Origin of the sequence: Tenacibaculum finnmarkense, from assembly GCF_900239185.1 — a bacterium.
GTDB lineage: Bacteria > Bacteroidota > Bacteroidia > Flavobacteriales > Flavobacteriaceae > Polaribacter > Polaribacter finnmarkensis.
This window is the reverse complement of the sequence record NZ_OENA01000051.1, coordinates 1-1138: the sequence shown is the minus strand read 5'-3', so window position 1 is coordinate 1138 and position 1138 is coordinate 1. Positions and strand designations below refer to the sequence as shown.

Below are 1138 nucleotides of genomic sequence, written 5' to 3'. Positions count from 1 at the left end.
CAGTTGTTATTTGCATAATGTTGTATTTTATTAAGTACAAATATATGTACAAAATATGATTTATGCAATTTTTTTTCGTATTGCTGGCAACGTTTTATATATGGTTTGTTGCGTATTTCGAGCAACTAATTTAGTAAATAAAAACGGAATAGAAAATCCCCTAAGGATTTTCGTAAGTAGGCGAGTACTAGCAATAAATTATATATTTTGTTGTGTTTTCGTACTTTTATTCAGCTGTTAATTTAATTGATAATCCTAAAGCATTGGCAAGAAGTGCAAAGTTAGATAATCGAATATCTTCTCCATTTTCAATTCGAGAGATATATGGTCTTTTTTTTCCCACTTTTTCAGCCAAATTATCTTGAGTCATATGTAATTCTTTTCTTCTATTTTTTATTATTTCACCAAAATAATAAGAAAAAGCATTTTCTCTAAATTCTTCACGTTCTTTAGAGCCTTCTTTTCCGTATCGTTTAGCTATTAATTCTTTTGCGTTTATTGATTTTCCCATAATTACTTTTCTTTTAGATACTTTTCTAATATTTTTTCTGCTTGTTTGATAGCTTTTTTATAATCTTTAGTTCCTTTTTTCTGAAAACCACATAAGCAGACAGCTTTTGTTGATTCATTAAAATTTAGATGGTCGATAGCAAAGATTACAACTCGATATTCATTTCCTGCTTTTATACGTAATTCATAAAATTTTGTTGATTGTAATTTTTTTAGAAAATTAGAATTAACAATTTTTATTTCTCCAATAACTTCAATTAGCTGGAAGAATTTTAGTTCAACCTTTTTATTTTGGTTGTCGATAAAGTCCAAACATTCTTCTGTAATATCGATTTCTCTCATATTACAAATGTAACGAATTAGTTACATATTTTATTTAAATTTCTAAATTATTTTTTCAAATTCGTAATTTTGTATGAAACACAACGTTGTTGTATATGGTTTGTTGCGTGTTTTAAGCACCTAATTTAGTAAATAAAAGCGGAATAAAAAATCCGCAAGGATTTTTGTAAGTAGGCGAGGACTAGCAATTAATTATATACGGCTTAAGTTTGTCTTTTAATACATTTGATATATAATCAGAAAGAATAAAAGAGAGAATTAAGGTTACTATATACGGTGAAGCATT

Annotated in this window: 2 protein-coding genes; both read right to left on the bottom strand. The window is 26.8% G+C overall.

Annotated features, from left to right (window positions below; genetic code table 11):
- Positions 1-226: 226 nt before the first annotated feature.
- Positions 227-511: a helix-turn-helix domain-containing protein gene (locus AQ1689_RS05785; RefSeq protein WP_100945805.1), complete on the bottom strand. Its 285-nt coding sequence runs from the start codon at positions 509-511 to the stop codon at positions 227-229.
- A 2-nt stretch (positions 512-513) separates the two neighbouring features.
- Entirely contained in the window at positions 514-852 is a 339-nt protein-coding gene (locus tag AQ1689_RS05780) for a type II toxin-antitoxin system RelE/ParE family toxin (RefSeq protein WP_101955485.1), read from the bottom strand.
- Between the last annotated feature and the right edge of the window lie 286 nt (positions 853-1138).

Bases quoted from the DNA above. Each gene is read 5' to 3' on its own strand.
- AQ1689_RS05785 (WP_100945805.1), bottom strand. From the start codon at position 511: ATGGGAAAATCAATAAACGCAAAAGAATTAATAGCTAAACGATACGGA.
- AQ1689_RS05780 (WP_101955485.1), bottom strand. From the start codon at position 852: ATGAGAGAAATCGATATTACAGAAGAATGTTTGGACTTTATCGACAAC.